At 67.9% G+C, this 23,414-nt stretch carries 18 protein-coding genes; 5 read left to right on the top strand and 13 right to left on the bottom strand.

The genetic code is table 11. From position 1 onward, the window contains the following. Position 1 precedes the first annotated feature (1 nt). Entirely contained in the window at positions 2–1,597 is a 1,596-nt protein-coding gene (locus HUK65_RS10525; RefSeq protein ID WP_235441896.1) for an ABC transporter permease, read from the bottom strand. Further along, positions 1,594–2,580, bottom strand: coding sequence for an extracellular solute-binding protein (locus HUK65_RS10520; protein WP_179906126.1), 987 nt, complete (start codon positions 2,578–2,580; stop codon positions 1,594–1,596). The genes HUK65_RS10525 and HUK65_RS10520 overlap by 4 nt, the downstream gene beginning before the upstream one ends. A 250-nt stretch (positions 2,581–2,830) precedes the next feature. On the opposite strand from HUK65_RS10520, the gene deoC reads away from it, so the two are divergent. The 3 genes from deoC (at position 2,831) to HUK65_RS10505 (ending at position 6,628) form a co-directional block, all read left to right on the top strand. Then, a complete protein-coding gene (gene deoC / locus HUK65_RS10515) occupies positions 2,831–3,781 on the top strand; it encodes a deoxyribose-phosphate aldolase (protein WP_179906125.1) in 951 nt (316 codons plus the stop codon). Positions 3,782–3,795: 14 nt separating this feature from the next. Beyond that, positions 3,796–6,144, top strand: coding sequence for an aldehyde dehydrogenase family protein (locus tag HUK65_RS10510; protein ID WP_179906124.1), 2,349 nt, complete (start codon positions 3,796–3,798; stop codon positions 6,142–6,144). A 154-nt stretch (positions 6,145–6,298) separates the two neighbouring features. Further along, positions 6,299–6,628, top strand: coding sequence for an AzlD domain-containing protein (locus HUK65_RS10505; protein WP_179906123.1), 330 nt, complete (start codon positions 6,299–6,301; stop codon positions 6,626–6,628). 82 nt (positions 6,629–6,710) lie between these two features. Here the strand turns inward: HUK65_RS10505 and HUK65_RS10500 are convergent, their stop codons facing one another. The 8 genes from HUK65_RS10500 to HUK65_RS10465 all read right to left on the bottom strand — a co-directional run bounded on the left by HUK65_RS10500 (position 6,711) and on the right by HUK65_RS10465 (position 17,492). Beyond that, positions 6,711–8,498, bottom strand: a complete 1,788-nt coding sequence (locus HUK65_RS10500; RefSeq protein WP_179906122.1) for a PAS-domain containing protein — start codon at positions 8,496–8,498, stop codon at positions 6,711–6,713. A gap of 126 nt (positions 8,499–8,624) precedes the next feature. Beyond that, positions 8,625–9,755, bottom strand: coding sequence for a metal ABC transporter permease (locus HUK65_RS10495; RefSeq protein ID WP_179906121.1), 1,131 nt, complete (start codon positions 9,753–9,755; stop codon positions 8,625–8,627). Beyond that, the gene (locus HUK65_RS10490; RefSeq protein ID WP_179906120.1) at positions 9,752–10,891 is read right to left on the bottom strand and encodes a metal ABC transporter permease; all 1,140 of its coding nucleotides are present in this window, start codon (positions 10,889–10,891) and stop codon (positions 9,752–9,754) included. The genes HUK65_RS10495 and HUK65_RS10490 overlap by 4 nt, the downstream gene beginning before the upstream one ends. Then, on the bottom strand, positions 10,888–11,655 hold the full coding sequence (locus tag HUK65_RS10485) for a metal ABC transporter ATP-binding protein (RefSeq protein WP_179906119.1): 768 nt from the start codon (positions 11,653–11,655) through the stop codon (positions 10,888–10,890). Before HUK65_RS10485 ends, HUK65_RS10490 begins: the two co-directional genes overlap by 4 nt. 74 nt (positions 11,656–11,729) lie before the next feature. Beyond that, positions 11,730–12,716: a metal ABC transporter solute-binding protein, Zn/Mn family gene (locus HUK65_RS10480; protein WP_179906118.1), complete on the bottom strand. Its 987-nt coding sequence runs from the start codon at positions 12,714–12,716 to the stop codon at positions 11,730–11,732. 126 nt (positions 12,717–12,842) lie between these two features. Next, on the bottom strand, positions 12,843–14,681 hold the full coding sequence (locus HUK65_RS10475; protein WP_235441895.1) for a polysaccharide biosynthesis protein: 1,839 nt from the start codon (positions 14,679–14,681) through the stop codon (positions 12,843–12,845). Between the two features lie 403 nt (positions 14,682–15,084). Continuing rightward, entirely contained in the window at positions 15,085–16,380 is a 1,296-nt protein-coding gene (locus HUK65_RS10470) for a vWA domain-containing protein (protein ID WP_179906116.1), read from the bottom strand. After that, positions 16,377–17,492 carry an AAA family ATPase gene (locus HUK65_RS10465; RefSeq protein ID WP_179906115.1) on the bottom strand — a complete coding sequence of 372 codons (1,116 nt, stop codon included), beginning with the start codon at positions 17,490–17,492 and terminating at the stop codon, positions 16,377–16,379. The genes HUK65_RS10470 and HUK65_RS10465 overlap by 4 nt, the downstream gene beginning before the upstream one ends. A 103-nt stretch (positions 17,493–17,595) precedes the next feature. Between HUK65_RS10465 and HUK65_RS10460 the strand changes: the two genes are divergently transcribed. Next, positions 17,596–18,708: an acetoin utilization protein AcuC gene (locus tag HUK65_RS10460; RefSeq protein ID WP_179906114.1), complete on the top strand. Its 1,113-nt coding sequence runs from the start codon at positions 17,596–17,598 to the stop codon at positions 18,706–18,708. Positions 18,709–18,821: 113 nt separating this feature from the next. Here HUK65_RS10460 and nudC read toward each other — a convergent pair whose 3' ends face one another. Next, positions 18,822–19,787: an NAD(+) diphosphatase gene (gene nudC, locus HUK65_RS10455; RefSeq protein WP_179906113.1), complete on the bottom strand. Its 966-nt coding sequence runs from the start codon at positions 19,785–19,787 to the stop codon at positions 18,822–18,824. A 257-nt stretch (positions 19,788–20,044) separates the two neighbouring features. Here nudC and HUK65_RS10450 point away from each other — a divergent pair, with 257 nt between their 5' ends. Then, a complete protein-coding gene (locus tag HUK65_RS10450; protein WP_327787104.1) occupies positions 20,045–21,988 on the top strand; it encodes a bifunctional 2',3'-cyclic-nucleotide 2'-phosphodiesterase/3'-nucleotidase in 1,944 nt (647 codons plus the stop codon). Between the two features lie 52 nt (positions 21,989–22,040). On the opposite strand, the gene HUK65_RS10445 is transcribed toward HUK65_RS10450, so the two are convergent. Together HUK65_RS10445 and HUK65_RS10440 are read right to left on the bottom strand one after the other, a co-directional pair. Beyond that, positions 22,041–22,595: an ActR/PrrA/RegA family redox response regulator transcription factor gene (locus HUK65_RS10445; RefSeq protein ID WP_179906165.1), complete on the bottom strand. Its 555-nt coding sequence runs from the start codon at positions 22,593–22,595 to the stop codon at positions 22,041–22,043. Between the two features lie 120 nt (positions 22,596–22,715). Then, positions 22,716–23,339: an SCO family protein gene (locus HUK65_RS10440; RefSeq protein WP_179906111.1), complete on the bottom strand. Its 624-nt coding sequence runs from the start codon at positions 23,337–23,339 to the stop codon at positions 22,716–22,718. Positions 23,340–23,414: the final 75 nt, after the last annotated feature.

Genomic DNA, 23,414 nt, shown 5'->3' with positions numbered 1-23,414 from the left:
ATCAGGTCTTCTTGTCATGGCGCAGAACGAAGCCCACGAAAAGGGCGGAAAACACCATGATCGCTGCCGCATAGGGCGCGGCTTCCATCAACATCCCCTCGGAGGTGCGCGAAAACATGGTGATCGACAGGGGCCGGAACCCGGTGGGCGCCAGCAGAAAGGCGATGGGCAGCTCCTTCATGGCGATGACAAAGACCAGCACCATCCCCGCCACCACGCCGGGGCGGATGGTGGGCAGGGTGACGCGGGCAAAGACCGACAGCGGCCCATGGCCCAGCGCGCGGGCCGATTCCTCGACCGAAGGCCGCGCCTGATAGAGCGCCGAGCGGATCGGCCCCAGCGCCAGCGCCAGGAAGCTCAGACCATAGACCATGACCAGCAGGAACTGCGTCTGATACAGGAACCGCGCCCCGTGGAGCGAGAAGAACACGAAGGCCAGCGCAAAGGCCAGCGCTGGCACCGCATAGCCGACAAAGGCCAGCCGGTTGATGAAGGTTGACAGCGGCGAGGGGTAGCGCACCGCCAGCACCGCCACCGGCAGCGCCATGGCCGCCGCCATCAGCGCCGCCGGTGCCGCCACCGACAGCGATTGCGAAAAGGCGCGGAACAGCGCAGGCAGCACACCCGGCAGATCATCCAGCCGCACCATCCAGAAGCTAAGCACCGCGATCGGCAGACCGATCGAGGCCAGCACCACCACCGCCACAAAGGCCCAGCCCAGCACCTGCGCCAGCGGCGGCAGCGTCATCAGCCGCCGCGCGCTGCCCGCACCGGAGCCGGTGCGCGCATAATGCGCGCCTTCGCGCAGGCGGCTTTCCCACCAGACCACGGAGAGCGCAATCGCAATCAGCATCAGCGCCAGCCAGGCCGCATAGACCCGGTCGAACATGGCCGAATACTGCAGATAGATGGCGTAACTGAAGACCTCGAACCGCATCAGCGCCACGGCGCCGAAATCGCCGATGACATACAGCCCCACCACCAGCCACCCCGCCATCAGCGCGGGCATGAGGTGGGGCAGGGTGACGCGAAAGAACACCTCGCGCGGGGTGGCGCCCAGGGCGCGCGCGGCTTCTTCCAGCGATTGGTCAAGGCCCGCAAAGGCGGCGCGCAGGTTCAGGTAGATATAGGGAAAGGTGTAGAGCGACAGCGCCAGCGTGGCGCCGGGCAGCCCTTGCAGCCGTGGAATGGTAAAGCCGAACACCTGGTTCATGAAGCCGAAATTGCCCGACAGGCCGATCAGCGCATAGGCCATCACATAGCCCGGCACCGCCAGCGGGATCACCGCCAGCACGTTGACCAGCCGCCGCCCGCGCAGGTTCGTGCGGCTGACCAGCCAGGCCAGGGGCAGCGCCATGGCCGTGGCCAGCGCCAGCGTGCAGACCACCAGCAGGAAGGTATTGACCAGCAGTTGCAGCGTGCGCGGACGGGTGAACATGTCGATCACCTGCGCCATATCCGCCTGCGCCGCCCGCATCACCAGCCAGATCAGCGGCAATACCATCAGGCCCCCGATCATCAGACCGAGGGCCGAAAAGATCACCCGCGCCCGTGGTTGGCGCCACAGACGCGGGCTTATGGTCGTGGTCAGGCTCAAAGCAGCCCGGCTGCGCGGATCATCTCCAGCGTGCCTTCCAGATCGCCGATGGTGTTGAGGTCGACTTCTGGCGCAACACGGATCACATCGTCAAGGTTGATATCCTGACGGGTGACGATCGTGCCCGGAATGATCGGGAACTCGGACACTTCGCCGGTGAAATACTGCTGCGCGGCGGGCGAGAGCAGGAATTCGATGAAGGCTTGCGCCTGTTCCTGCTGGTCCGAGCTGTTCAGCACGCCCATTCCGGCCACCAGCAGCAGGTTGCCGATATCGCCTTCATTGGCAAACAGGGTCTGCGACACGGGAAACTCGGCGTCGCGGTTCAGGAAGCGGTTGAGATAATAGTTGTTGGTCACGGCCACATCGGCCTCGCCATCGCCGATGGCCTGAATCCCGGCCGTGTTGTTGCGCACGGCGACAGGGTTGTTGGCGGCGATCCCGGCCAGCCATTCGGCGGTTGCCTCCTCGCCATGGGTCACGCGCATGGCCGTGACATGGGCCAGGAAAGAGCCATTGGTCGCGGGCAGGGCGATGCGCCCGTTCCATTTTTCATCCGTCAGATCGAAGATCGATGCGGGCAGTTCAGCCGCGTCCACCCGCTCGGTCGAATAGGCCAGCACCCGGCCCCGGCCCGATGTGGCCACCCAGCGGTTTTCGGCGTCGCGATAGGCGGTGGGCACATCGGCCACCAGCGCCTCGGGCAGTGGCGCAAACAGGTCCACCACCGACCCCAGCGCGGCGGCATCCTGCGCCCAGTACAGATCCGCGGGCGAGGCATCGCCCTCTTCCTGCAGCAGGACCGCCAGTTCGGCGGTTCCGGCATAGCGGACATTGACGGTGATGCCGGTCTGGGCGGTAAAGGCCTCGATGATCGGTGCGACCAGCGGCTCGCCCCGGCCGGAATAGAGCGTCAGGTCAGCCAGGGTGGGCGTTGCGGCAAAGGCCGCCAAGGCGAAGACCGAAGTGCGGAGAAATGTCATGTCAGACCCCTGTAAGGCATGTGTTGCGTGCATGCAGGAACAGGATCCCGGTACTGCGCCTGCTGGCACCTCCCTTGCGCGGTTGGTCCGCTCAATTCCTACTGAAGCTGTCAGTTATAATACCCGAGTGGTTTCGTCAAGAAAGCTTCTGACGGCGTGTGACGGATTTGACCGTCCGGTCAGCCTCGGGGATTGCGGCCCCGGCCCGCGCCACGCATACTGCGCCCAGACCCTTCCAGCCGGAGCCCCCATGTCCCACGCCCGCAACCCCGGCACCCCGCCCGATTTCGCCGCGCTGGACCGGCTGGCCGTGAACCGCCCGGCGACCGAACGCCGCGCGGCCACGCTGACCGCCCGGCGCAGCCTGAAGAATGTCCATCAGGCGGCCTGGCTGGTCAATGCGATCCGCTGCATGGACCTGACAACGCTGGCGGGCGATGACACACCGGACCGGGTGCGCCGGCTTTGCGCCAAGGCCCGCCGCCCGCTGGCCGATCACATTGTCGCCGGGCTTGGGCTGGAGGCCATGCCGGTCTGCGGGGCGGTCTGCGTTTATCCCACCATGGTGGCCCCTGCGGTGCGCGCGCTGGAGGGCTCGGGCATCCCCGTCGCTTCGGTCGCCACGGGGTTTCCGGCGGGACTGATGCCGCTGGACCTGCGGCTGGCCGAAATCCGCTATGCGGTGGATCAGGGCGCGGCGGAAATCGACATCGTCATCACCCGCGCCCATGTGCTGGCCGCCGATTGGGCGGCCTTGCATGATGAAATCGCCGCCATGCGCGAAGCCTGCGGCCCGGCGCATCTGAAGGCGATCCTGGCCACCGGCGATCTGGTCACCCTGCGCAACGTGGCCGCGTCCTCTCGCGTGGCCATGGCGGCGGGGGCGGATTTCATCAAGACCTCCACCGGCAAGGAGGGGGTCAACGCCACCTTGCCCGTGGGGCTGGTGATGACCCGCGCCATCCGCGACTATGCCGCCGCCACCGGCCACCGGGTCGGCTTCAAGCCCGCTGGTGGCATGAAAACCGCGAAGGATGCGCTGAACTGGCAGATCCTGATGCGCGAGGAACTGGGCCGCGACTGGCTGGAGCCGGGGCTGTTCCGGCTGGGCGCCTCCTCCATGCTGGGCGATATCGAACGCCAGTTGGACCACCATGTCACCGGGCGCTATGCCGCCGCGCACCGCCACGCGCTTGCCTGAAAGGGTTTTCCGCAATGCCCAGCATATCCGAGGTTCTGGACAGTATGGACTATGGCCCCGCCCCCGAAAGCGCCGATCACGCCCTGAAATGGCTGGAGCGCGGCCCCTTCGGCCATTTCATCAACGGCGCCTTCACCGCACCCGATGCGCTGTTCACCACTGACAACCCGGCCACCGGCGCGCCGCTGGCGCAGGTCAGCCAGGGCAGCGCGGCGGATATCGACGCCGCCGTGGCCGCCGCCCGCGCGGCCTTTGGCGATTGGTCGGCCCGGCCCGGGCACGAACGCGCGCGTTACCTCTATGCCATGGCCCGCCATATCCAGAAACGCGAACGCCTGTTTGCGGTGCTGGAGGTTCTGGACAACGGCAAACCCATCCGCGAGGCGCGCGACATCGACATACCCCTGGCCGTGCGCCATTTCTACCACCACGCGGGCTGGGCCGAACTGGTGGTCGAGGAGTTCCCGAACCACCGCCCCCATGGCGTCTGCGGCCAGATCATCCCCTGGAACTTTCCGCTGCTGATGCTGGCCTGGAAGATCGCGCCGGCGCTGGCGGCGGGCAATACGGTGGTGCTGAAACCGGCGGAATACACCCCCCTCACGGCGCTGCTCTTCGCCGAGATCTGCACCGAGATCGGTCTGCCCCCCGGTGTGGTGAATATCGTCACCGGCGATGGCACCACCGGGGCGGCGCTGGTCGCGCATGAGGGCGTGGACAAGATCGCCTTCACCGGCTCCACCGCGGTAGGGCGCGAGATCCGCCGCGCCACCGCCGGGACCGGCAAGGCCCTGACGCTGGAGCTGGGCGGCAAGTCGCCCTTCATCGTCTTTGCCGATGCCGATCTGGATGCGGCGGTCGAAGGCGTGGTCGATGCCATCTGGTTCAACCAGGGCGAGGTCTGCTGCGCGGGGTCGCGCATCCTGGTGGCCGAAGCCGTGGCGCCCCGGTTCGAGGCCCTGCTGCGCGCCCGTATGGGGCGGCTGCGCGCGGGCGATCCGCTGGACAAGGGCACCGATATCGGCGCCATCGTGCATCCGCGGCAACTGGAGCGGATCACCGGGCTGGTGGATCAGGCGCAGGCGCAGGGGGCCACGGTGCACGCTGGCACTGCCCCGCAGGGCTGTTTCTGCCCGCCCATGCTGCTGACCGATGTCGCCCCCGCCAATATCGCCGTAACCGAGGAAATCTTCGGCCCCGTTGCCGTGATGATGACCTTCCGCACCCCGCCCGAGGCGCTGGAACTGGCCAACAATACCCGCTACGGGCTGGCGGCCTCGGTCTGGACGGAAAACATCGGCACGGCCATGGATGTGGCGGCCAATCTGCGCGCAGGCGTGGTCTGGATCAACGCCACGAACCTCTTTGACGCCAATGCGCCCTTTGGCGGGATGCGCGAGTCCGGCTTCGGGCGTGAAGGGGGGCGGGCGGGGATGCTGGCCTATCTGGCCGCGCCGGGGCCGCAGGGGCGTGCGCCGCTGGCCGACAGCCCTGCACCGGTGCCGCTGCCTGCAGGTGGGGGCGCGGGTGGCGGGATCGACCGGACCACCAAGCTGTTCATCGGCGGTGCCTTCAAGCGCGCGGATGCCGGGCAAAGCTGGTCGGTGCATGGCGCCGGTGGCGACGTGATCGGCCAGGCGCCCTGGGGCAGCCGCAAGGATATCCGCAACGCGGTCGAGGCGGCGGCCAAGGCCACGGGCTGGGGGCGCGCGACGGGCCATGAGCGTGCGCAGGTTCTCTATTTCCTGGCGGAAAACATGGACCGCCGCCGCGCCGAAATGACCGAGGCGCTGGTCCAGGCGGGCAGCCCCGACCCGGCGGCCGAGGTCGACTGTTCGATCCGCCGCGCCTTCCTCCACGCCGCCTGGGCAGACAAGCTGGACGGGCGGGTCCACGCCACACGCTCGGCCCATGTGACCCTGGCGATGAATGTGCCGCATGGGGTGATGGGGGTGATCTGCCCCGATGCGCCCGCGCTGCTGGGCTTTGTATCGCTGGTGCTGCCGGCGATTGCCATGGGCAACCGGGTGGTGGTGGTGCCCTCGCAGACCCAACCGCTGCCGGCGCTGGATTTCGGGCAGCTGCTGGTCAGCTCGGACGTGCCGGGGGGGGTGGTCAATATCGTCTCGGGGCCGCGGGCGGCGCTGACGCGGGTGCTGGCCGCCCATGACGGGGTGGATGCGCTGTGCTGCGTCGCCCCGCCCGAGGTCTGCGCCATGGCCGAGGCCGAAGCCGCCGGGAACCTGAAGCCCGTGTGGACAGAAAGCGCGCAGCGCGACTGGTTCGGCCCGGCAGGGCAGGAGGCGGTGTTCAGGGAGTTTGCAGTGCAGGTCAAGACGGTCTGGACCCCTTACGGCGCGTGAAGCGGGGAGGGGGGGCTCCCGCCCGTCTTCGCCACGCCTTGCGGCGCGGCTCATCCCGTTGGGCCGGGCGCTGCGCGCGGGCGCATGATCCGGGAATGGAACGCCGGGGCGGGGGACGGGTTGCAAAGCGGCGCAGAGCGGGTAAGGCAGGGTCATGGACTATACTGCGCTTGACATCTGGGTGATCATCCTGGGCCTGGGGGCCGGGACATTTCTGCTGCGCTATTCCTTTCTGGGATTGATCGGATCGCGCGATCTGCCGGAATGGGTGCTGCGGCATCTGCGCTACACGGCTGTGGCCGTGATGCCGGGGATGATTGCGCCGATGATCCTGTTTCCGGCGGCAACGGATGGCGCGCCCGACCCGGCGCGCATTTCGGCTGCGGTGGTCACGGTGGCGGTAGGGCTGCTGACGCGCAATGTGGTGCTGGCGGTGGTTTCAGGCGCAGGTGTCCTGATGGGGTTGCATTTCCTGCCCGGGTAAGGCGCGGATGCTTGCTGCAGCCGGAACTGCCCGCGGGCCGAGACCCTGGCGCGCGCCGGCGCCGATTTGCCTTTGGCCTGCTTCAACCGTCGCCCAAGGAGCCCGTGCGTGCCGCGACGGATGCGGTTGCGCTGTGATCCACGCTTGAGCGGGCAGACGCCCGCGCCGCCGCAGCGGCATGGATCGCGGGCTGGGGGCGTGGGGCTTCGGCCAGCATGATCGGGCTCTTGCTCATGGTTTCGGGCAAGGCGTGGGGAGCGGCCGCCGTCAGGCTCTGGCCATGCAGGTGCGGCGGTGGCACCGCACCCGCCGCGCCCTGGCGCTGGGCGCCGACGGCCTGTTCGAAGGTGACCAGCGTGTTGCGGCCTTCAAGTGCGGTGGTGTGAACCGAAAGGATCTGCCCGTTGCGCAGGACCGCACTGCCCCGGATCGCGCCGTCTTCGCTGCGCCGCTCGGTCAGGCTGGCCAGCGCATCCCAAAGCGGGCTGGGCTGGCTGCGCGCGCGCCACCCCTGCAGCGCGCCCTGCAGGTTGATGCGGGCGGCGACCTCGTCGGGGTCGCTGCCCCAGAGCCGGTGATAGGCGGCATTGGCCAGCGTCAGCGTGCCCTGGGGGGAGAAGACGGCCATGGCCTGCGGCATGGCATCGATCACTGATTGGGCGGTTTCGATCTGTGCCCGGAAGCTGCGGGTGAGGGTGATTTCGCTGGTCACATCCTCGAACAGGAAGGCGATGCCGCCATCGGGGTGCGGGCGACCGGTGACGTGAAAGGTCTGCCCCGAGGGCAGCGCCCATTCCTCATGGTAGGCGCCGGTTTCCGCGGCGCGCTCCATCTCCAGCAGGGCGTTGCGCCAGGAGCGGTAATCGGCAGGTTCGGGCAGCAGGCGGCGTTCCCGCAGGCAGTGCAGGACCTGGTCGAAGCGCGGGCGCGCGATGAGGAACTCAGGCTCCAGCCCGGTCATGTCCACCAGCGCGGGGTTGAATATCTGCAGCACCCGCGCGCGGTCAAAGACTGCCAGCCCCACCTGGTGGGTGGCAAAGGCGCCTGCCAGCGTCTGCATCAGGTCACGGCGCCCGCTGTCCTGCTGGGATCCGGCCTCAACCGGGATGGCGTAATGCAGGGTGCCATTGGCGATGGGCTGGTGATGATGCTGAAACCAGCAGGGCCGGTCTTCAAGCTGCAGGCAGAGACGGGGCGTCTCCGGGTCCGAGGCTGCGGGAAAGAGCACGGGCAGGGGCCAGACAAGGTCATGGTCCTGCCGGGCGGCCAGTTCAAGATAGGCACCATTGGCCCAGGTGACGGCGTCATCACTGTCCTGATGCCAGATCAGGAAGGGGGCCTTTTCGGTGCATTGGCGCAGGCTTTGCAACTCTGCCTCCAGCGCGTCGAAGCTGAGCCGGTCCAGGATGATGCTGCTGCCGGCGGCGCGGGTGTCGGTGACATGGATATGGGCCAGCCCGGCGCGCCATTCGGCATCGAGTTGCAGGCCGCTGTCATCGGCGGCGGTCATGGACAGCGCACCGCGCGTGGCCAGTTGGGCCAGACTGCCACGCATTCCGGGGAAATGGGGGGTCAGAAAGCGCAGCAGCGGTTCCAGGTCATCGCCTTGTGGCGGGCTGGCATGGGCGGCGCGCGCCGTGGCCAGCAGCGCCTGGCCGCGGGTGTTGCAATCCAGCATCCGACGATCATGGAACACGAAACCCGCGCGCCCGTGGGGATCATCCTGGTGGATACCGTCAGCCCGGCGCCGCGCCTGACGGTCCTGCCAGGCCTGCGCGGCCAGCAGCACCGCCCCCGCCGTCAGGGCCGAGGTCGCAACGATCATCAAGGCAAGCATCAGCGGGAAGGCCATGCGATTCTCCGGGGTCATACCTGCATCCCAGAGTTGTTTGAAATGGTTAATTGCGGGTTAAGGATGCCGACGCCGCCCTGCGCCTGCCCCGCTGGCATCGCCCATGGTGCCAAACCGGCACAGGGTGTTGCTCCCTCGGGCGCTTCACTCGGTGCGGCGGCCGAAGATCGCCTCGGCCTCGGCGATGCCCTTTGGCCGCAGGGTCAGAAGCCCCGCGCGGCGTTCGATCAGGGCGCGGTCATGGGCGCGCAGGATGGCGGCGCGGGCGCGGGGTTCGGGCCAGCCCAGGTGGTGGATCAGGGCGCGCAGGGTGTTTTCCTCGGCCATCTGGGGCGTGCCGTAATGGGTGAACAGATGCGCCACCAGCGCCCGGCAGTCATGGTCTACCCGCTGCCGACGCAGCCGCATCGCCTGTGCAAGCAGGCCGCGCTCCGGGGCCAGCAGCAGCGCCAGCGCAAACCACACCCCGGTCATCGAGGCCATCATCCCCGCAATCGACACATCCCAGCGCAGCGCCAACCCGTAGCCCGCAACACACGCGGCCACCGACAGGGCCACCGCCAGCATCACCATCAGCCACAACCGGCGTGTCAGCAGATAGGCTGTCGCCGGCGGGACGATCACGAAGGCGATGAACAGGATCGCGCCCACCGCATCGAATGCGGCGACGGCGGTGACGCTGGTCAGCGTCAGGATCGCATAATGCAGCACGCCGGGCAGGAAGCCCAGTGCCGCAGCCAGCCCGGGGTCGAAGCTGGCCAGTTTCAGCTCTTTCCAGAGGCCCAGCACAAAGGCGAGGTTGAGGGCCAGCACCACCGACAGGGTGGCCACCGCGACCGGCACCTCCAGCCCCAGGACCGGAACCGTATGCAGCCAGACGAAGCCGATTTCGCCCAGCAGCACGGTGTCCACATGGATATGCACATCGCGGGCATAAAGCGCGATCAGGATCACCCCGGCGGCGAAAAGTGCCGGGAAAACAAGGCCGATGGCCGCATCCATCCGCACCAGGCGGGACCGGGCCAGGGCCTCGGACAGAACCACGGTCAGCAGGCCCGTGGCCGCCGCCCCCAGAAGCTGCACCGGCCCCGATAGCTGCCGCGTCAGCAGCCAGACAACGATGATCCCGAAGACGATGGAATGGCTGATCGCATCGGTCAGCATGGCATTGCCGCGCAGCACCAGAAAACAGCCCAGCAACGCGCCCGACACGCCCACCAGCACGCCGGTCAGCAGGATCATGGCGGGAATGGAGTCGAACAGGGCGGCGATCATTGCGGGGCCTCCCGGTCGGTTTCCGGGGCGGCCGCAGCCGCGTGGCCCTTGCCCGTCAGCTCCCAATGCGGGGTGGTTTCGGGCGGATGGGTGACGGGGCGGATCAGGCCGCGCCGCTCCAGCTTCGCCAATTGGGTTGCGGGGGGCTGGGCACCCAGCGCGGTGCCGATCATGCCCTGTTCCACCGGATAGGCGGCATCGTCATGGGCGTGGGCCAGGCCCTGCAGCGTGGCCAGCAGGCGCCGGTCGCTGATCTGTGCCCGGGCGCGCCGGGCGGCCCGCGCCTGCCACAGCACCCCTCGCCCCGGTGCCAGCAGGATCGAGACCACCACCACCGCTGTTGCAATCAGCACCACTACCGGCCCCGTCGCCAGACCCCGGACCGAGGCGCTGATCAGCGCCCCTCCCATGCCCGAGGCCGCGCCGAACGCGGCGGACAGCGCCACCATCGCCCCCAGCGAGCGTGTCCATTGCCGCGCCGCCGCCGCCGGGGCGATCAGCAGCGCCACCATCAGGACCACGCCGACCAGTTGCAGCCCCACCACGATGGCCATGGCCACCATCACGGTCAGAATGCCCTCCAGCACCAGCACCGGAAAGCCCTGGGCGCGGGCGAAATCGGCATCGAAGCTGACCAGCTTGAATTCCTTCCACAGGCCCAGCACCAGCGCCAGCGCCACCAGCCCCACACCGCCCATGATCCACAGATCGCTGCGCAGGAGCGCCGCCGCCTGGCCGAACAGGAAACTGGCCAGCCCCGCGCTGGCCGCGCCGCCCTGCGCCTGCAGATGGGTCAGCAACACCACGCCAATGGCAAAGAAGACGCTCAGCACGATCCCCAGCGCGGCATCGGTCTTCAGCCGTGTTGCGCGCGTGATCAGCATCATGGCCAGTGCGGCCAGCGCCCCGGTGAAGAAGGCCCCGGCCATGATGCTGCCCAGATCCCGCGCGCCTGCAATCAGAAAGCCCAGACAGACGCCGGGCAGGGCGGCATGGGCCAGCGCATCGCCCAGCAGGCTTTGCCGCCGCAGCACCGCAAAGGCCCCCAGCATCCCCGATATCGCCCCCAGCAGCGCCGCCCCCAGCAGCACCGTGCGCACAAGGTTCGAGCCCAGCAGATCCGCCAGGGCGGTCATGGCGCGGTGGCCGGTATGGCGATCATGGCCAGTTGCCGACCATAGGCGGCGCGCAGGTTCTCGGGGGTATAGACCTGCTTTACCGGCCCCTGGGCGATGATGCGCACATTCAGCATGACCATCCAGTCGAAATAGCTTTGCACCGTGGTCAGGTCATGGTGGACCACGATCACCGTGCGCCCTTCGTCGCGCAGGCGCTGCAAAAGCGCGATGATCACGGCTTCGGTGCTGGCATCCACCCCCGCCAGCGGTTCGTCCAGGATCAGGATCGGCGCGTCCTGTACCAGCGCGCGGGCCAGGAAGACCCGCTGCTGCTGCCCGCCCGAAAGCTGGCTGATCTGGCGGTCGGCGTAATCCTGCATGTCCAGTTGGGCCAGCGCCTCCATCGCGCGGGTGCGGGCGGCGGCGCCGGGGCGGCGGAACCAGCCCAGGGAACGATAGAGCCCCATTTCCACCACATCGCGCGCAGTGGTGGGAAAATCCCAGTCGACCGAATGGCGCTGCGGCACGTAACCGATCCGCCCCCGCATACGGCCCACCGGATGGCCCAGAAAGCGCACATGCCCCGCCACCGGCCGCACCAGTCCCAGCGCGGCCTTTATCAGCGTGGATTTGCCCGCCCCGTTCGGCCCCACAATCGCGCACATGACCCCCGGCGGAATGTCCAGGTCAATGTCCCACAGCGCCGGGGTGACGCCATAGCTGACGGTCAGATCCTCGACATGCAGCGCCTGGTCGGGTTCGTGCAGGGTATCCTCGTGCATGGATCTTGCCTCTCCGATGGGGCGGCAGGCGCAGGGCGCGCGCGCTGCCGCCACCTTCTACAGCAATGCCCGCCTCAGGGCGAGATGCCGTGGTCCTGCGCCCAGCCGGACAGGGCCTCGGGCCAGTCGGGGAGCGTGCCGCCAAGGGCTTCGGTGATGGTGACCGTGTTGGCGCGGATCATGCCGATATAGGTGCCTTCCGGCGTGCCATCGTCGCCCATGGCGTCCGAGAAGAGTTCGCCGCCGATGGCCACGTCATGCCCGCGGCTGCGGACCTCCTGCACCAGCGCCTCTATGGTGCGCGGGTTGATGGTGGTTTCCACAAAGACCGCCGGGACGTTCCGTTCCATGACGAAATCCGCCACCGCGCGGATATCGCCGATGCTGGCCTCGGCCCCGGTGGAAATGCCCTCGATGGCCTCGCTCGCCTCGATCCCGTAGGCATGGGCGAAGTAATAGAAGGCGTCATGCGCGGTGACCAGGATGCGCCCGCCTTCGGGGATGCTGGCGATGGCCGCGCCCACCCAGCCGTGCAGCGCATCCAGCCGCGCGCCCAGCGCTTCGACATTGGCGGCCATGTCTTCGGCGCAATCGGGGCGCTGTTCGGTGATGGCGTCGGCAATTACCGGGGCGATCTGCGCCCAGCGGCTGACATCCATCCACAGATGCGGGTCCATGGCGCCGGGGTCGTCGGGGTCTTCCAGCAGCGCGTCTGCATCAAAACTGGCGCCGGCCAGGCCCACGGTCGGCGTCCGGTTGCGGAAATTGTCCAGCACATCGGCCAGGCGTTCCTCCAGCGTGCGGTCGACATAGAGGATCAGCTCGGCCTTGGCGATGGCGTTCACATCGCTGGGGGTGGCGGAATAGTAATGCGGGTCCACACCGGGGCCCATGAGCGTGCGGACCTCTGCGCATTCCCCGGCAACCGACCGGGCCACATCGGCAATCATGCCCACTGTGGCCAGCACATTCAGCGGTGTCTCCTGTGCAAGGGCGGTCTGGCCTGTGCCGAGGGCCAGCGCAGCGCCCATCACTGTGGCGCGCAGTCTGTGATTGTGCATGTCAAACCTCCTGATTCGGATCTGAGATTACTTGCAATTGATAATCACTTGCAAGTAAATTCCGAAACGCAATGCCCAAGGCACCCGCCGTCCGGGGGCACAGGGTCGCGCAGGTGCGGCCAGATGTCAGGTGAGTTGCGAGACCTTGGGCAGGGCCAGCGGCACGGGGGCGGCTTCGGGCTGGCTGCGGATCGCATTCCAGATCAGGTCATGCGGCTCCACTCTTGCCGGGCGATAGGCAAGGGGCGCCTCAAGAAAGATCTGCTGGATCGCCGCGACATCGCAGGCATGACAGGCGCGCTGAAGCCGGTCCAGAAGCGGGTCCAGCCGATGCCGGGGCAGGGCGTGTTCTGTGGCTGTCATGATGCGCGGATGCTCGGTGCCCTTCGGAACGTTACCGATCAGCAATTCCTCATAGAGCTTTTCGCCCTTGCCCAGCCCGACAATCCGGATGCCGATATCGCCCTGGGCGGGTTCGGATGGGGTGTCACCGTCCATGATATAGGGTTTCAGCCCGTGCAGCCGGATCATGCTTTGCGCCAGGTCCAGGATGCGCACCGGCTCGCCCATGTCCAGAACGAAAACATCGCCCCCCTGCGACATCGCCCCGGCCTGGATCACCAGTTGCGCGGCCTCGGGGATGGTCATGAAATAGCGGGTGACGGCCTTATGGGTCACGGTCACCGGGCCGCCATGCTGGATCTGTGCCTTGAACCGCGGGATCACCGACCCCGAGGATCCCAGCACATTGCCGAAGCGCACCATGGAAAACCGGGTGCGGCTTCCTTCGCGCGCAAGGGCCTGGCAGACCAGTTCGGCCATGCGCTTCGACGCGCCCATGACATTGGTGGGGCGCACGGCCTTGTCGGTCGAGATCAGGATGAAATCTTCAACCCGCAACTCGGCGGCGGCCTGCGCCAGGACGCGGGTGCCGATGACATTGTTCAGAACACCCTCGACCGTGTTTTCCTCGACCAGGATGACATGCTTGTAGGCGGCGGCGTGATAAATCGTCTGCACCCCGAAGGCGCGCAGCGTGGCGCTGACCCGGCTGCGGTTCTGCACGGAACAGAGCACGGGTTCGATCCGCACCGACCGGCCTGTCCGTTCCTGCAACCCGCGCAGTTCCGTGGTGATGGTGTATAGCGCGATTTCGGAAAGCTCCATCAGCACCAGTGTGCGGGGATTGTGGCGCAGGATCTGGCGGCAAAGCTCGCTGCCGATGGAACCGCCCGCCCCGGAGACCAGCACCACCTTGCCGGTGATGTTGCGCCCCATCAGATCGGCGCGCGGGGGCACCGGATCGCGGCCCAGCAGATCCTCGGGGCGGACGCGGCGGATATCGCTGTACCCGGCGGCGCCGGACACGATATCGGCCATGCCCGGAAGGGTCTTGAGCTCCACGCCCAGCGGTTCCAGCCGGGTCACGATCTCGCGGCGCCGCGCGCGGCTGGCGCTGGGAATGGCCAGCAGGATCGCGGCAATCTTGGTGCGCTCCAGCAAGCCGGGAAGCTGGTCCGGGGCGATCACCGGCTTGCCGGAAACCAGGCTCTGCTGCAGCGCCGGGTCGTCATCGACAAAGGCCACGGGCCGGTATTCATTGCCGTCATTGAGGGCATTGCACAACTGCCGCCCGGCGGCCCCCGCGCCATAGATCACCACTGCGTCACGTTTTGCCTGTCCCGGCTGGCGCAGGAAGCCGCGCATCACAAAGCGTACCAGGCTGATCCCCAGGAACAGCAGCACCGCATAGATGCCCGGAACCGATCGCGGGATGGGCGCGCCGATCAGTTGCGCTGCGGCAGAAAGTGTGACGGCGGAAAACAGCACACCCACCGCAATGGCCGGTAGCGCCTGCACGGTGATGAACCGCACCACCGAGCGGTAAAGCCCCAGTTGTGAGAACGCGAGGACGCTGGGCGGCAAAGCAATGAGCAGCGCCAGCCAGACCTGCGGTTCAGCCATGAAGGCAAGGCTTTCAAGGCGCAATGACATCGCCACCAGCAAGCACAGAATGATGATTGCGCTATCTGCTGTAATCTGGATGGCCCGTTTCATCGGGCGGCTCAATGTTGTCAGGCTCTCAAGGAACGTCTGCATACGCCAACGCGCTCGCTTCCGGAAAAACACAGAGACTTAATTCGAATTGACCGATCAACACATCTTTAGCATTTGATGTAAATGGAAAAGTTTCAACACAGGGATCGAAATTAACGAAATACAACTCAAGATTGTTTAGGTATAATTTGCCTCTACTTAACGTTGATATTTCCCGGATCATTTCCGGTTTCCGGGATGCTGGTTTTCGGTCGGCACGGGCTGCGCGAGCGGTTTTCCGCGCCGACCTGCCAAAGGCGCGGCCGGACAGTTATTTTCCAAGATCCAGCAGCAGGCCAAAAGGCGGACCATCGCCAGGCGGCGGCCCGAAGCAGGCCCAGATCACCGGCAGGCTGCGCGGGGCTGGGCCGAAGGGGCCGTCCAGATCGCTCAGCACAACCAGGGCCGAGGCATGCATGCGCAGCGCTTCGGCCACCGGCGGGCCAAAGTCTGTCCCGCCGCCGCGGGGCCAGTCCGCCTTTGACAGCGTCTGCGCCCATTGCGCCGGATCCATGCGCTGTTGCCAATGCACCGTTTCGTCAAAGGCCATCAGCGTGATCTCTGCGCTCAGGCGGCGGGCGATGCCCGCGACCTCGGCGGCGAAACGGTCCAGCAACCCCGCTTCGACCGAACCCGAGGCATCGACCGCCAGCACGATCCGCGGGGCGCTGCGGCGGCGCAGGGTGGCGGGGCGAAAGCCGGGGGTCGGGGTCGCGGTGGCGCGGGCCAGGGCCTCGGCCGCGATCCAGTCGCGGGCGGGACGGGTATGGCCGGGGCTGCGGCCCTCGATCAATGCGCGCGACAGGGCGCGGCGCAGCAGCATTTCCCAGGGGATGCGCGGGGCGGGGATATCCGCGATCCGGTGACCCAGGGTGCCGATCCCGCGCCCGGCCAGCCGCCCGGCCTCCAGCGCGCGGGCCAGATGCTGGCGCCAGAGCGCGGCCTCATCGGCGTTTTCCGGGCTTTCGGGGTCTGGCGCCCGCATGTCCAGGTCCGGGGAGAACCCGGTTTCGGTGACGATCTGGCGCGCGGCTTCGGTGGGGGCATGGTCCAGGGCCTGCCCGTCCTGCGGCCCCTGCCGCCGCCCGCCGCCCTGACCGGTCAGCGCCAGATACAGCCGGTCCACATCCCATTCGGCCAGCGCGTCCGCGCCCGCAGGCCGACCCAGGGCGCGCCCGAGCAGCAGTTGCAATGTGACCGCCGGGCGCGGCAGGCCATATCCGGCGGCCAGCAGCGCCTCGTTCACCACCGCATCGGCGGCCAGCGCATAGATGTCCCGGTCAAACCTCGCCCCCAACCGCGCGCCCATTGCGCCCATGCGCGCGCCGTGGCGCAGCGCCACATGCAGCACATGATGCGCCGCCACCCCCAGTTGTTCATGGGGCGGAAGGGTTTCGAATGCGGGTCCGTAATGGATGGTCGTGCCTTCGGTCCGCGCTGCTGGCCCGGTTGCGGCATCCCGGTGCGTGCACCACAGCGCCAGCGCCCCCAATGCCGGGTCTTCGCTGGCCAGTTGCACCAAGGCCCGCCGCGCCCGCGTGGAATGCTGCGCGGCGGCCAGGGTCACAGCCCGGCCTCGGCCCGCGCATCGGCATAGGCCCGCCATTCGGGCGAGGCCGCAAAGGCGTCCTGCCAGCCGCGCTCCAGCGCCTTTTGCAGCAGCAGTTCGAACCCATGTGTGCAGAGTTCGGCCAGCGGGAGCGCCCGAAACGCCGGTTCTGCGCGATGGCGGTGCAGATCGCCGATCCCCGCCATCAGTGCAATCACCGCGCCGATGGTGTCATCCTCGGCCGCGCCCACCAGCCCATAGGCCAGTGCGGTCAGCCCGTGCAGCGTGGTGGGATACAACTCCCACCGGGCCTTTGGGGTGGCGGCGATCATGGCATCCACCTGCACGCTGGCGGCGATCTCATCGGCGACCAGGGCGAATTCGGCTGCCGCCGCCTCGCCCACGGTGCCCGCCACCATCACATCGCGCAGGCGCCGGTCCGGCACGGCCTGCAGGATCGCGCTGACCCGCGCCCAGGCGCGCGGGGTGCAGGCGATCATCTGCCCGCGCTGCAGCGTTTCAGGCCCGTTTTCCAGCAGATCAGGACGGGCGCGGATAAAGGCCGGCACCGCCGGGTGCAACTGCCGGGGCAGGGCGTAACTGGCCACCCAGTCCTCGGCGCTGGCGCGCAAGGCCAGATGCACCAGCCGGTCCGACAGCGCGCTGCCCATTTCATAGGCGATGGCGCCGTCTTCGGGGCCGTTGCCCGCGGCCACCACGAAGCAACTTGCGGGCAGCGCGTGACGGCCGATCCGGCGCTCCTGCAACAGCCCATAGACGGTGGGCTGCAACAGCGGGGGGGCGGCGGTCAATTCATCCAGAAACAGCACCGAAGGCTGTGCGAGGTCATCGGGCAGGTCCTCGGGGCGGTACCAGACCGTGCGCCGGGCGGCATGGTCGTAATAGGGCAGCCCGCGCAGGTCCTGCGGCTCGATCGTGGTCAGCCGCAGATCAAAGAGCCGCGCGCCGATGGCATCAGCCAGTTGCTGGACGATCTCGGTCTTGCCGATGCCGGGGCGGCCATGGAGCATCCAGGATACGGTCATGGTGCCCGCGTGCTGCGCCTCCCACCCGGCGCGCAGGGTGCGCAGCGCCTCGCCGGTGGTGACGGGCAGGGTGTTCACGCTCATCGCTGGCCTCCGCTGGTCTGCCGCTCAGATAACCCGGCGCCCCCGCCTGTCAATTTGCGCGCGCGGCCTTGACCGGGGCGCTGCGCGCGCCAAGACATGGCCCATGCAACAGCCCATCCCCCGTTTCATCGGGTCCGAGGTGTATCGCGGGTCCAGCTATGGCCCCTGGCATCCGTTGCGGATCCCGCGGGTGCCCACGGTTATGGACCTGGGCCGCGCGCTGGGCTGGCTGGGGCCTGACACCTACATCAACAGCCCGCGCGCCAAACCGGTGGCGCTGGAGCTGTGGCACACGCCCCGCTACATCGCCGCCCTGCAACGGGCCGAGGCCGAGGGCGCCGTGGATGCCGAAACGCGCACGCGCCACGCGCTGGGCACCACCGCCAACCCGGTCTTTGCGCAGATATTCCGCCGCCCCGCCACATCGGCAGGCGGGGTGATGCTGGCCGCCGAACTGGTGGCCCATGGCGGCGTGGTCCATGTCCCCGGCGGCGGCACGCATCATGCCTTTCCGGACCGGGCAAACGGGTTCTGCTACATCAATGATCCGGTGCTGTGCCTGCTGGCGCTGCGGCGGCAGGGCCTGGAGCGGCTGGTCTATGTGGATATTGACGCGCATCATTGCGACGGGGTGGAACATGCCTTTGCCGGGGATCCGGCGGTGCGCATGATCTCGGTCCATGAAGAGCGCCGCTGGCCCTTTACCGGCGCGCTGGAGGACCGCGCGGGCGGCGCGGGCTTCAACCTGCCGGTGCCGCGCGGCTTCAACGATACCGAGATGGAGGCCGTGCTGGACCGGCTGATCCTGCCGCGCACGGCCGAACACTGCCCCGATGCCATCGTCCTGCAATGCGGCGCCGATGCCGTGACCGAGGACCCGTTGTCACGGCTGGCGCTGTCCAACAACGCCCACCGCCGGGTGGCCCTGGCCCTGCGCGACCTGGCGCCGCGGCTGATCGTGCTGGGCGGGGGCGGGTATAACCCCTGGTCCGTGGCGCGCTGCTGGACCGGGGTCTGGGGGGCGCTCAGCGGGCAGGAAATCCCCGACCGGCTCCCCCCCCAGGCCGAGGCTGTGCTGCGGACCCTGCGCTGGCCCGGCGCGCGCGCGGGGAAAACCCCGCCCGAAAGCTGGTTCACCACCCTTGCCGACCCACCGCGCCCCGGCCCGTTGCGGCAAGACATCCGCGACCGCCTGAACACCCTCGCCCAACGTTGACACCCCACCCCTGCTGCGCTTGCGCAGCAGAGCGCCCCCGAGGCGCACAGGGTGGGTGGGTGGGTGCGGCTCGGGGGCGCTGGACCGGCCCGCCGCAGGTGGCGGCGCCAGGCTCAGAAAGCCGCCGTCACCCGCCCCGACAGCCATTCCCCGATCATCTGCCGCGCGATGGAGCCGGGCCGGGCGGCGCGGATCGTCGGATGCACCCCGGCAAAGGCCTCGACCATCTCCTCGCGGCTGACCCAGAGCGCATCATCAAGCTCGGCATCCAGGGTGATCCGGGCGTCCAGCGCCTCGGCCACGCAGCCGATCATCAGCGAGGACGGAAACGGCCAGGGCTGCGAGGACAGGTAACGTACCGCCCCCACCGTGATGCCCGTTTCCTCGGCCACCTCGCGCCGCACGGCGGCCTCGATGGTCTCGCCCGGTTCGACAAAACCCGCCAGCGCGGAATACATCCCCTCGGGCCAGCCGGGCGAGCGGCCCAGCAAAAACCGGTTCCCGCGCAGCACCAGCATGATCACGACCGGGTCCGTGCGCGGAAAATGCCGCGCCCCGCAGGCCGGGCAATCCCGTTGCCACCCGCCCATGGTCATTTCGGATGCCGCGCCACAGGCGGCGCAGAACCCATGGGTGCGGTGCCAGTTGAACAATGCGCGGGCGGTGGCGGCCAGGGTGGCCTCGGGCGGGGGCAAGTCCGTCATCCGGGCGCGCAGGTCACAGAACAGATGATCGGCGGGCAGGCCGGGAAAATGCTGCTCGCTCATGTCGTTGAACATGGCCAGCGCCGCGCGGTCCAGGGCCGGAGGCTCCCAGCGCGAGACATCGGCCGCGAAGCGCGGCACCGGGTCAGTGCCCAGGAACAGCTGCCCCGGCGCGGCATGGCGCAGCACCGATGCCGCGCGCCCCACCCAGCCCAGCCGCGCCCCGCCCACCAGCAAGGGCTTGCCCCGCCACATGGGCAGGATTTGCGCTTGCGGATGCGCCGACAGGGCGCGCAGTTGCGCGCTGTCGGTGCGCAATTCGGCCCGGCGCGGGCCTCCATCCTCGGTGAATGCGGCCGTATGCGCAGCTGTCATTGGCAAGCCCCCGTGTATGATGTGTCCGGACAGGTGCGGTCTGCAAACGGTCCAACGGCTTGACATTTCAGCGGCAAGCGCACAACCCTAAGGTGAAAAGGCCACGTCCATGCCGAATCCCATTCACGGAATTGCCATCTTGTCTGGGCAATGACAAGTTCGACCGGACAGAGTGGCGAGGTCCGGGATCCGTGGGCAGAATGCCATGGATGTGCTGAGAAGAATTGATGCGTATAGGAAGTGCGTTGCAACAGTCCGTGCCATTTGCCTCGGCCCAGATGTCCGCTGACATGGCCTGTCTGCGGATCATGGAGACCACGGACCTGCATGTCCATCTGGCGCCCTATGATTACTATGCCGACCGCCCGCGCCATGATCTGGGCCTGTTGCCATTGTCCAGGCTGGTGGATCAGGCCCGGAACGAAACGCCCAACACGCTGCTGTTCGACAATGGCGATTTCCTGCAAGGCACCCCGGTGGGGGATTTCGTCGCCTATGAGCGCGGCCTGCGCGAAGGGGACCTGCACCCGGTGATGGCGGCCATGAATGCGCTGGGGTTCGATGCGATCACCCTGGGCAACCATGAATTCAACTATGGCCTGAGCTTCCTGATGAAGGCCATCGCGCGGGCCGATTGCCCGGTTCTGGCGGCGAACCTGCTGCGCAAGCGCGGGGCGACGGCCCGCGGTGACAGGTCGCTGACACGGCCCTATGCGCTGCTGGACCGTGTCGTGTGCGACATGCAGGGCCAGCCGCATCCGCTGCGGGTGGGGGTCATCGGGCTGGCGCCGCCGCAGGTGGTGAACTGGGAACACAGCGCCCTGGATGGCCGCGTCTGGTCGCGTGACATTGTCGAAACCGCCCGTGCCTGGATCCCCGAGATGCGCGAGGCCGGGGCCGATATCGTCATTGCACTGGCCCATTCGGGTATTGGCGCGGCACGGCACAGTGACGGAATGGAAAACGCCATTCTGCCCCTGGCCCGGCTGGACGGGATCGATGTGGTCCTGGCGGGGCACAGCCATCTGGAATTCCCCGGACCCGCCTTTGCCCCCAGCCCCGAGGTCGACCCTGCCGCCGGGACCATCTGCGGAAAGCCCGCGGTGATGGCGGGGTTCTGGGGCTCGCATCTGGGGGTCATCGACCTGCTGCTGCGCCGCGAGGGGCGCAGCTGGACCATCATGGGCAGCCGCTCGGAATTGCGCGCGCTGGCCAGCAAGCCTGCCGGCCCGCGCGCGCCTGCCCTGACCGATCCCGTCCCCGGCTTCACCCCGCCGCGGCCCCGCAGCCCCGGCGTGCGCCGGATAGTCGCGCAGACGCATCAGGACACCTTGGCGGCCATCCGCAAGCCCATCGGGCAGGCCGCCGCGCCGCTGCACAGCTATTTCGCCCTGCTGGGCCGGTCGGCTGCAACCGCGGTGGTGGCCGATGCCCAATGCGCCTATATCACCGAACGCTTGCGTGGCACCGAGCATGGGCACCTGCCGGTCATCGCCGCCGTGGCACCCTTCAAGGCCGGGGGGCGCAGCGGCGCGCAGCATTACACCGATATCGCGCCGGGGCCGCTGGCGCTGCGCCATGTCTCGGACCTTTATGCCTATCCCAACATGGTGGCGGCGCTGCGGCTGACCGGGGCGCAGGTGCGGCTGTGGCTGGAACGCAGCGCTTCGGTCTTCAGCCAGGTTGTGCCCGGAGGCGCGCCGCGGGTCCTGACCGAACCGGACGCGGCGCCCTATCAGTTCGATATCCTCTATGGGCTGGACTATGTGCTGGACCTGGCACAGCCTGCGCGCTTCCTGCCTGGCCGGGCGGGGGAAAACGCCGATGCCAGCCGCGTCCTGCGTGTGCGGCTGAACGGCAAGCCGCTGCTGGAGGATGATGAGGTCATCCTGTGCACCAACAATTTCCGCGCTTCGGGCGCCGGAGGGTTTGCCGGGCCGGGGACCGAACAGCAGGTGTTCGGGGACAGCACCTCGATGCTGGGGATATTGCGTGACCATATTGCCACCCATCCCCGGCTGGTGCCGCAGCACGGCCCCCCCTTGCGCTTTGCCCCGATCCCGCAGGGGCGCGCGATCCTGCCCACCGGACCGGGCGCACGGGCGCATCTGCATGACATCGCGGATCTGAATCCCGGCGTGCTGGACGATTGCGGCGCCGGGTTCCTGAATCTGCTGCTGGATTTTGACGCGCGGGCCTGAGTGTCCATCCCCAGGCGTCCATCCCCGAGGCGCCGACCCTGCGTATGGCCTCTCAGCGCGGGCTGCGCTTGGCCAGAATGCGCTGCAGGGTGCGGCGATGCATGCTCAGCCGCCGCGCGGTTTCCGAGACATTGCGGTCGCATTGCTCATAGACCCGCTGGATGTGCTCCCAGCGCACGCGGTCGGCGGACATGGGGTTCTCCGGGGGCTCGGGCAGGGCTTCGCCGCTGGAGAGGAGCGCGCGGACAACATCATCGGCATCGGCGGGCTTGGACAGGTAATCGGTGGCACCGATCTTCACCGCAGCCACCGCCGTGGCAATGGCGCCATACCCGGTGAGCACCACGATGCGGCTGTCCGGGCGGGCCTCGCGCAGCAGTTCGACCACGTCCAGCCCGTTGCCATCCTCCAGCCGCAGGTCGATCACCGCATAGGCGGGCGGCCGCGCCATCGCCATGGCTTTTCCGGCGGCAACGCTGGAGGCGCTTTCAACGCTGAAGCCACGTTTTTCCATCGCGCGCGCCAGACGGCGCAGAAAGATCTCGTCATCATCGACCAGCAGAAGCGATGGGTCGGCCCCGATATCCGGCTGCGCGGTTTGGTCCATGACCTGACGTTCCATTCCATTCATCATTACTGATATGTAGGCCGGACGGGCCACCGGGTCAAACGAGAACGCCGCGCCGGGCGCGGGTCCGGACGGGTGCCCGGACGCTTCCATGTCAGATCAGGCCGCGTCGATGAAGCAGGCCACCTGTTCGGCCAGGTCCTCGGGGGTCAGGTCACGGCGGAACACTTCGACAAAGCCGTGTCCGGGCAGCAGCAGGTAGCTGAAGGTCGAATGGTCGATCAGATAGAATTCATCGTCATCCTGGTCATGGATGGCATAATAGGCCCGATAGGCGCGGGCGGCCTCGCGGATCTGCGCCTCGGTGCCGGTCAGGCCCACCATCTCGGGGTGCATGAAGCTGACAAAATCGGCCAGCACCTCTGGCGTGTCGCGGCGCGGGTCAACGGAAATGAAGACCGGCTGCATGTCATAGCCCCTGTCCTGCAGGATATCCGTGGCCAGCGCGTTGCGATTGGCATCCAGCGGGCAGACATCGGGGCAGAAGGCATAGCCGAAGTAGATCAGCGTGGGCCGGGTCAGCAGCGTGTCGTCGGTGACGGTGCTGCCGGTGTGGTCCACCAACTCGAATGGCCCGCCGATGGCGCCCGATCCGCCGGCAATCTGCGAGGAGCGGCATTGCGCAAACCCCGAATCGGCCGGGCCGCGCAGCATCATGTAGCCCAGCCCGCCAAGCAATGCGGCCACCAGACCGGCGGCGATGATGGAATAGATGCGGAGCATGTTTGTATTCCCTGAAAGGATCGGCCCCTTGATGCCCCAGCCGTGCGGGCATTACAATCACTGCTCAACAGCATG

Source organism: Rhabdonatronobacter sediminivivens, assembly GCF_013415485.1.
In the GTDB taxonomy this organism is placed as follows: domain Bacteria; phylum Pseudomonadota; class Alphaproteobacteria; order Rhodobacterales; family Rhodobacteraceae; genus Rhabdonatronobacter; species Rhabdonatronobacter sediminivivens.
Note: the sequence above shows the minus strand (reverse complement) of the source record. Positions and strands in the feature narration are given on the sequence as shown.